Origin of the sequence: Caproiciproducens galactitolivorans, assembly GCF_004768785.1 — a bacterium.
GTDB classification, from domain to species: domain Bacteria; phylum Bacillota; class Clostridia; order Oscillospirales; family Acutalibacteraceae; genus Caproiciproducens; species Caproiciproducens galactitolivorans.
The window spans coordinates 115570-122899 of sequence record NZ_SRMQ01000009.1; the positions used below are offsets into that span (position 1 = coordinate 115570).

At 45.4% G+C, this 7330-nt stretch carries 8 protein-coding genes and 1 pseudogene; 3 read left to right on the plus strand and 6 right to left on the minus strand.

What is annotated here, in order from left to right; genetic code table 11:
• Positions 1-80: 80 nt before the first annotated feature.
• Together CAGA_RS09825 and CAGA_RS09830 are read right to left on the minus strand one after the other, a co-directional pair.
• Positions 81-845: a protein-glutamine gamma-glutamyltransferase gene (locus tag CAGA_RS09825; protein ID WP_135660333.1), complete on the minus strand. Its 765-nt coding sequence runs from the start codon at positions 843-845 to the stop codon at positions 81-83.
• A complete protein-coding gene (locus CAGA_RS09830) occupies positions 842-1837 on the minus strand; it encodes a hypothetical protein (protein WP_135660336.1) in 996 nt (331 codons plus the stop codon). Before CAGA_RS09830 ends, CAGA_RS09825 begins: the two co-directional genes overlap by 4 nt.
• A 358-nt stretch (positions 1838-2195) precedes the next feature.
• Between CAGA_RS09830 and CAGA_RS09835 the strand changes: the two genes are divergently transcribed.
• Positions 2196-4280, plus strand: a complete 2085-nt coding sequence (locus tag CAGA_RS09835; RefSeq protein ID WP_135660338.1) for a methyl-accepting chemotaxis protein — start codon at positions 2196-2198, stop codon at positions 4278-4280.
• A 139-nt stretch (positions 4281-4419) separates the two neighbouring features.
• Positions 4420-4848 (plus strand): CBS domain-containing protein, encoded by a 429-nt coding sequence (locus CAGA_RS09840; RefSeq protein WP_135660340.1) that lies wholly within the window; start codon positions 4420-4422, stop codon positions 4846-4848.
• A 72-nt stretch (positions 4849-4920) separates the two neighbouring features.
• Here CAGA_RS09840 and CAGA_RS09845 read toward each other — a convergent pair whose 3' ends face one another.
• The 4 genes from CAGA_RS09845 to CAGA_RS09860 form a co-directional block, all read right to left on the minus strand.
• Positions 4921-5121, minus strand: a complete 201-nt coding sequence (locus CAGA_RS09845) for a hypothetical protein (RefSeq protein WP_135660342.1) — start codon at positions 5119-5121, stop codon at positions 4921-4923.
• A 287-nt stretch (positions 5122-5408) separates the two neighbouring features.
• Positions 5409-5645, minus strand: a complete 237-nt coding sequence (locus tag CAGA_RS09850) for a hypothetical protein (protein WP_135660344.1) — start codon at positions 5643-5645, stop codon at positions 5409-5411.
• A gap of 57 nt (positions 5646-5702) precedes the next feature.
• Entirely contained in the window at positions 5703-5885 is a 183-nt protein-coding gene (locus CAGA_RS09855) for a hypothetical protein (protein ID WP_135660346.1), read from the minus strand.
• A 151-nt stretch (positions 5886-6036) separates the two neighbouring features.
• A complete protein-coding gene (locus tag CAGA_RS09860; RefSeq protein ID WP_135660348.1) occupies positions 6037-6816 on the minus strand; it encodes a DeoR/GlpR family DNA-binding transcription regulator in 780 nt (259 codons plus the stop codon).
• Positions 6817-7203: 387 nt separating this feature from the next.
• Between CAGA_RS09860 and CAGA_RS12845 the strand changes: the two are divergent.
• A pseudogene (locus tag CAGA_RS12845) lies at positions 7204-7330 on the plus strand (transketolase); the annotation flags it as partial.

The window sequence follows — 7330 nt, forward strand, 5'->3', positions numbered from 1 at the left end:
TTTAAAAAGCCTTCATGGCTTATTTTTATATCATAGCATGGCTTTCGTGTTTTGTCAAACAGGAAAGCCATGCTTTTCGATCAGGCGTATCCCCGCAGAGAAATGTTTGCTAGTTTGTTGAAATCCGGTCGCCCGGCGGCGTCCAGCAATACAGCGGATTCGTCCGCGTTCTCCATCCGGTACCGGTTCAGCGCCTGGATAATTGTTTCCGGTTTTTGGATCCCAACCCCGTGCCCATAGAACATGCCGTTGCCCAGTTGGATGGCGTTTTCTCCCTGCCATTCCGGGGCGAGTGGATCCACGTCGGGGTTGTCGAAATACCGGCGGTCGCCCGGCAGGTATACTTCGCGCTTGCGAATATTGCCGACTTCCCACAGGAGCTTATCAATACGGTGCCAGTTCATCAGCTCGATTTTTAGGAAAGTTTTGTTAAAAAGTGTTTCGCCGTAGGTATTTAACAGTGCGCCGTAGTATACAATCATTATTGCGGTTGCACATTCGGTCTCGTATTTGGAGCCGTTGCGAAAGATGTCCGCGACGGCATCGGAAGCCTTTACGCCGTCCTTCAGCACGAAGCCGCCGTCCCGGGCCCTGTTCCAATAGGCCGGGTTACAGCGGGTTTCGCGGAAAACCGCAAACCCCATGCCGCTCCGGTTTAACGCGTAGGAGGCGGAAACAATTTCCTTACGCAGGCGCAGCTCGAATTTCAGGTGGTTCATCGTGGGGAAGGAGAAACGCGCACCGCTTTCGGCAAGCTTGCCGAGCACGATTTGCTCCACGCTTCCTTCCGGATATTCCGTTTGGAAAGCTTCCGGGGATACGGCGGTTCCGTTTACGTATATCATGTGAATTCCCTCCTGCCCAGTTTGGCAATTTCAAGCTGTTTTTCAAGGGGGTACCGCACCCATTTGTTCCAATTGGCAGGATTTCTCGCATGAAGATGGTGTGAATAGTTTGCAAGCACCGCTTTTTCTGCTTCACCTATGTCTTTGAATGGTTTGAGCACGGCCTGTTCCGGTTCCGACAAGGCAGACAGCGGCTCCTTTTTGCGGGTAGGAATTTGTTTACATAAATATTTTGCTTCCAAATTAACGTTACAGGGCGATGGACAGTTGGTTTGCATCAGGCTTTCCCCTGTAAAACAGAGATAGTGTTGATTTTCGTTCAGCCACGAGAGGTAACGGGCATATTGCTTCTGCCTATCCTCCCTAGTTTCAAGCGGCGTGTCGTGCGGAAGGTTGAGCAGCTGGCACGCAAGCGCTGCATCTTTCGGGTTGTTGGAACGAAGCCGTTCGGCAACCAGGCGCAAAGCGTAAACATCGCGAGAACTGAAAAATGCCCATACCAAATCATGGTAATAGCTCCCTTTTTGATTGCGTTTGAATATCAGCTCCGCGGCAATTGGGAGCACCAGCTTTTCACAGCATTTTTTAATAAGGATTGCCGCGGAGGCATCCAGAATGCGGTCAAACGCTTCGCTCAGCCCGTCGTCGGGGGCGCCGGTGCGTAAAATCCAGAGCAGAGAGGCATGGAAGGCTTCGTTGTTAATGGCCAGCGGAATTCCCGGAACGTCGGAAAGTGTTTTTTCAGGAAGAATTTTATCGCAAAAGCGTAGCGCGATCCGGTTGCGCTCATTAAGATCGTGAAACAGATTCTGCTCAAGAATCTCCGGGCGCAGGATGAACAAGGTTGCAAAATGCAGCCCGGCGTCATTCAAAATCCGGATGGTGCTTTTGGACTTCTTTTTTTCCATTATCCGAAATTGGTTTTTGCAGGCGTCGATTCCCCGTATCTGACGGATTCTATCCAACTGGTTTAATGAATTTCCTGCGTACATTTTACCCCGCCTCTTTCAGTGAATGTTCTTAATCCATAATATTGCAGAATGGAGGTTTTGTTCCGCATTTTCATGAAAGCGAACGGGAGAGAAAGATTGTCCACAGCATAAGCGGAAAGCGGGTGGGCGGATTTTGTATGTGCTTGCGTGGATGTTTCATAAATTTTGGGGATGAAAAGCAGCATGGGAACTGGATTTGGTAAATATTGGGTTATATATGATGCACAAATCGAAATAAAAAAAATAACGTTTTTTTTCCTTATTGCCCGCTGATTTATTCAGATTATTGTAAAATTTTTTAAATTTTTGTCGATATTATAAAAGAAATGGAAATATTAGAAATAGAAGGTGTATATGCATGATTTTCAAACGTAACCTAGCAGCCAAAATTTTATTATTTATCGGCCTGCCTGTAATCATTATTTTTCTTCTGCTGTCTTTCATGATTCTCCAGCCGGTAAAACAGTCGGTTTCTCAACTGACGACAGATGAATTGACGACGAAGTCGCAGTATGCTTCCAATCAGATTGAGAGCTTTTTTGCCAAATATACGGGCATTACGGAACAGCTCGAAATGGATGTTACTTTTCAGAATTTCTTTCTGAATACGGCTTCCAAACCAAATTTGAAGGAGGTTCCCAATTTTAACGCGGTTGACCAGACTCTCCGAAATATAACGGAGTCCGATAAGGAGAATATCGCCAACACTTGGATTGCGGATATGGCGACTAAGCAGCTGATCGATCAGACGGATGGCGTTACGGGGTTAGATATACCCTCCAGACCATGGTACAAAAAGCTATCGGAGAATAAAAAGACCATTATAACGGATCCTTATGAGGATTCAACGTCAAAAGATCTGACCGTCAGCATCATCACTCCGGTTTATAAAAGTGATGGAACAACGCTGATCGGCGTGACGGGAATTGACATTAAGCTGGATCGCCTTTACCAGATGATCAGCGGCTATAAGCTGGGAAACACCGGGTTTTATATCCTCACCAGCGCGAACGGGCAGATTATTTATCATCCCGATCAAACGCTTAAAAGCAAAAACATAGCGGATTCGAAAATGTCCCAGAATATTATCGATGGCATGCAGGGGAAAAACTCCGGCTTCCTTACCTATACCGCAATGGGAGGTACGAATTACGGATTTGTTTCTCCGGTTGGCTCCACCGGTTGGAGAGTGGCCACCGGTTTGCCGGAAACGGAATTCAACAGATCCTATAATTCCGTACAAACTTCCCTGATGGTCGATTTGTTGATTGCCCTTCTGATTATTTGTGTGGTTACGATTTTGATCGCGAAAGGGATTGTCAATCCCCTCAGAAAGCTCGAAACCGCCGCAAATCAGATTGCGGAAGGCAACCTCGACGTAATAATCGACGTGAAAACGCAGGACGAAGTTGGCAAGGTTGGCACAGCTTTCTCCAGAACAGTAGATAGGCTGAAAAAGTATATTGAGTACATAAATGAAATCTCCCATGTTTTGGATGAAATAGCCACCGGCAATCTGGTCTTTGAACTGCATTGCGACTACATCGGCGAATTTTCAAAGATTAAAGTCGCGTTGGAAAATATTAAAACCACGCTTATTAAGACGTTTACCGAAATTAATAATTCCGCCGACCAGGTTGCCAGCAGCGCCGAGCAGGTGGCGAGCGCGTCGCAGTCGCTGGCGCAGGGCGCAACCGAGCAGGCGAGCTCCATTGAGGAGCTTTCCGCTTCCATCTCGGATATCGCTGTACAGGTAAAACAAAACGCGGAAAACGCGCAAAAGGTAAATGATCTGTCCGAAGCATCTTCAACCGAAATTGCGCATGGAAGCAGGCTGATGCAGGAAATGACGGAGGCCATGGTGGAAATCAGCACTTCGTCCAATAAAATCCGTGATATTATCAAAACGATTGACGATATTGCGTTCCAGACCAATATTCTTGCGCTGAATGCGGCTGTAGAGGCTGCGCGCGCCGGCGCGGCGGGCAAGGGCTTTGCCGTCGTAGCGGATGAGGTTCGGAATCTTGCCAGCAAGAGCGCACAGGCTGCAAAGGATACGACCGGATTAATTGAAAACGCAATCCAGTCGGTTGAAAAAGGGCAGAAAATAGCGGACGATACGGCACAGTCCCTGCAGCAGATTGTTGAAGGAACCAATAGTACTTCCAGCCTAATTAAAGAAATCTCAAGGGCCTCCAATGACCAGGCGACGGCCATTGAACAGATTACGCAGGGCGTTGACCAGATTTCCGGCGTTGTACAGACGAATTCCGCCACAAGCGAGGAAAGCGCAGCGTCCAGCGAGGAACTCAGCGGACAAGCACAGACTTTGAAGGCGTTGGTAAGCCAGTTTAAAACAGGAAATACCGCTGAATCTGATTTGATAAATACAACCAGCAATCAAATTCCTACCGTTCCATCCCAAGCGAACGGGAAGTATTAATCTTTTTAAAACGGACCGGCTGAATTTTTGATTCAGCCGGTTCGCCGCATAAAGGGGGGAACGCCTTTGTTGCGAATTAATTCAAAAAATTGTAATATTCGGCTTGCGCGGCGGGCAAGCTATAACGGAGGTGAGTGATTTGAAAGTAAAAGAGATTATGTCCAAAAAAGTTGCAAGCTTAAATTCAGAGGATTCCGTTGAAAGAGCCGCGCAGTTGATGAAGCAGTATGATGTGGGTTCCATCCCGGTATGCAGCCGGAATCAGGTTGTCGGCATTGTAACGGACAGGGATATCGCGGTCCGCACGATTGCTGAGGGGAAGGATTCCAAGCAGGAAAAAGTCAGCGCGATTATGAGCTCCAATCCTGTTGTTGGAAATCCGGATATGGATGTTCATGACGCCGCCAAAATTATGAGCACAAATCAAATCCGCCGGCTTCCCATCGTTGAAAATAACAACCTGGTTGGAATCCTTGCTTTGGGGGACATTTCCGTCGAGCCGGAGCTGCAGGACAACGCGGAGCAGACTCTTAGAAATATCTCGCAGCCCTGCGAAAGCAAAATGTAAATTTTTATATTTATTGAAAAACAGCAGTACGTTTTCCGTACTGCTGTTTTTTATGGGAGGCAGCCCGTTTGCTTATTCATGCTGCAGGCCGTTGGGGATATTGTTCACCGGTTTCGGAATATCGTAGATGTCGGTATACGCCTCCGCTTCATCGTTATTTGCCGGCGGCGTTTGGATCAGCCCAGTGCAGTCCATTGAGGATACCACGCACTCCGAATCAAAGAAAGAGTCTTCGTCCTGCAGTTTCAGTTTACGCTTATCTTCATCGCTCATATTGTTTCCTCCTGTTTTTTGATAAAATTAGTTTGTCCCAAAACAGGATAGATAAGCGTATAAAAGTCCGATAAAAATCAAAGAGCCGCTCTTTTTACAGAGCGGCTATAGGGAGAATTTTTCACTTGAAGGACTGGTAACTTGGCATCACCCCCCATAGTTACAAATTCTCATAGCACGATTCTATACTACAAAATTTAGAAAAATTTTGCAAATGTAAATGATGGTAAAAGTCCTAAATAATGGAGAATCCCTGTCTACTGTGTTCGGCAGGGATTCCGTTCATTTTATTTTGAAGAAACGGTGCCGGGCTGGCTTCCGGGTACTGTGCCGGCTTGGCTGCCTGGCTGGCTGTTTGGTTTTAAACCGGAAATAACGCCGGAAACCTGGCCGCCGAGATCCTTACCCTCGGATGTTACTTTGGATACTGCGCCGGAAACCGTGTTACCCATATTTTGACAGCCTGTAAAAGAAAAAAGAATCAAAGTGCAGATCGATATCATAATAATAAGTTTCTTTTTCATGTTCACCCTCCTTTCGTTCATATCGTTCCACTATTAAGGGCAAATATAGGATAGAGCTTAAAGATTGTTCCGGATATCTTTGGATTCGGAATCCTTTCGTTCAATGTTTAACCAGTGCGCATGCAGGGCAGCCTCTTCCGCATTGATGCATTGACTTTCCGAAATCCAATCCCCGGATTCCGAATAATAGCCGACGGACCATACGCCCGGCTCTGTTTTATGATACATATATAGAGGCAATAGGGATCACTCTTTCTGCCGCGTATCGGCTTTGGTTTTCTTATTTAACTTCTCCGTTTTTTAAATTTTTAGCCTCTAAAATCTTATCCAAAAAAGAAAAAATTTTACAAAAAAACAGGAGCTTGAACGAATTTGTTCGTGCTCCTGTTTTTTAAACAATAAAAAGTTTAATGCCGACTTGCTCGATTATATTTTTCCATTCCGGCGGTAGAGCGGAATCAGTAATAATGATATCCATTTCGTTTAACTGGGCATAGTACGCCGGACTTACTTTCCCAAATTTGCTGGCGTCTGTAATTAAAATTTTCGTCTGCGCGGATTGAAGTGCGGTGCGCTTTGTCAGCACCTCATAGTTGTTCGCGCAGGTTATTCCCAGCTTTTCGTGAACACCGGTAGCTGAAATAAACACTTTTGTCGCCCGGATTTCGCTGATCAGGTCTATTCCCTGCGGCGACTCAAAGAACTGTCCGTTGGGATGGAAATACCCGCCGGGGAAAATCAGCTTAATGAGCGGCTTGTTGATGAGATAGGAAAGGACATTGTAATTGTAGCAAAGCACAGTTATATCCATATCTTCCGGCATGTACCTTGCCAGCTTGTCCGCGGTGGAACCGGAGTCAATAATGACAACGTCGCCCGGCTCAATTAACGTTGCCGCGAACCTCCCGATGCGGTCTTTTTCTTCGTTCATTTGTATTTTTGCGGAGTACAGCTCGTAATTGGAAAAACTGTTTTCCACAACAGTATTGGAACGGTAGGTAGCTTTTCCGTAGCTGCGGTCCACAATGGCGTCGCTTTTTAAAGTGTCGAGATCCCGGCGGATTGTCATTTCCGAAACACCCAACATTTCAGAAAGCCGCCGAACAGTCAATGTTTTATTTTCCTTTAAAAGGGCGACAAGTTTATTTAATCGCTCGCTTCGATTGCTCATGGTTTACACGTCCAAACTATTCTGTATCAATCATATTTTCTAATATTATACCAAATTCTATGCAAAAATCAACTGATTTTGAAATATAAATTTAATAATGAACACATATGTGTTCGGTTTTATACAATATATGTTATAAAAATGATTGGTTACTTTAAATTTGTTCGATTTTGTTGTTAAATGAACTAGATAACACAGAAATAGTTCATACAAAGCAACGAAAATCAATATTTGTGTTGACATTTTGTGCTATTGACATCATAATAATGGTCGAACAAGCTGAATATTAAACATTTTATATATTTTTTGTGTTTCAAAAGAGCTTTGTGACAAAAAATGTGTGCGAAACAAATGGTTTAAGCTGTGGATTGGGAAAGGATGGATGAAATGAACAACATGGAAAAGAAGGAACTGCGAATACTGGCCTGTAAAGTAAGGCGTGGCGTGGTTGAAGGTGTGTACCACGCAAAGTCAGGACACCCGGGCGGGAGCCTGTCGGCGGCCGACATTTTCA

Bases quoted from the DNA above. Each gene is read 5' to 3' on its own strand.
- CAGA_RS09850 (WP_135660344.1), bottom strand. From the start codon at position 5,645: ATGAAAAAGAAACTTATTATTATGATATCGATCTGCACTTTGATTCTT.
- CAGA_RS09845 (WP_135660342.1), bottom strand. From the start codon at position 5,121: ATGAGCGATGAAGATAAGCGTAAACTGAAACTGCAGGACGAAGACTCT.
- CAGA_RS09860 (WP_135660348.1), bottom strand. From the start codon at position 6,816: ATGAGCAATCGAAGCGAGCGATTAAATAAACTTGTCGCCCTTTTAAAG.
- CAGA_RS09825 (WP_135660333.1), bottom strand. From the start codon at position 845: ATGATATACGTAAACGGAACCGCCGTATCCCCGGAAGCTTTCCAAACG.
- CAGA_RS09830 (WP_135660336.1), bottom strand. From the start codon at position 1,837: ATGTACGCAGGAAATTCATTAAACCAGTTGGATAGAATCCGTCAGATA.
- CAGA_RS09835 (WP_135660338.1), top strand. From the start codon at position 2,196: ATGATTTTCAAACGTAACCTAGCAGCCAAAATTTTATTATTTATCGGC.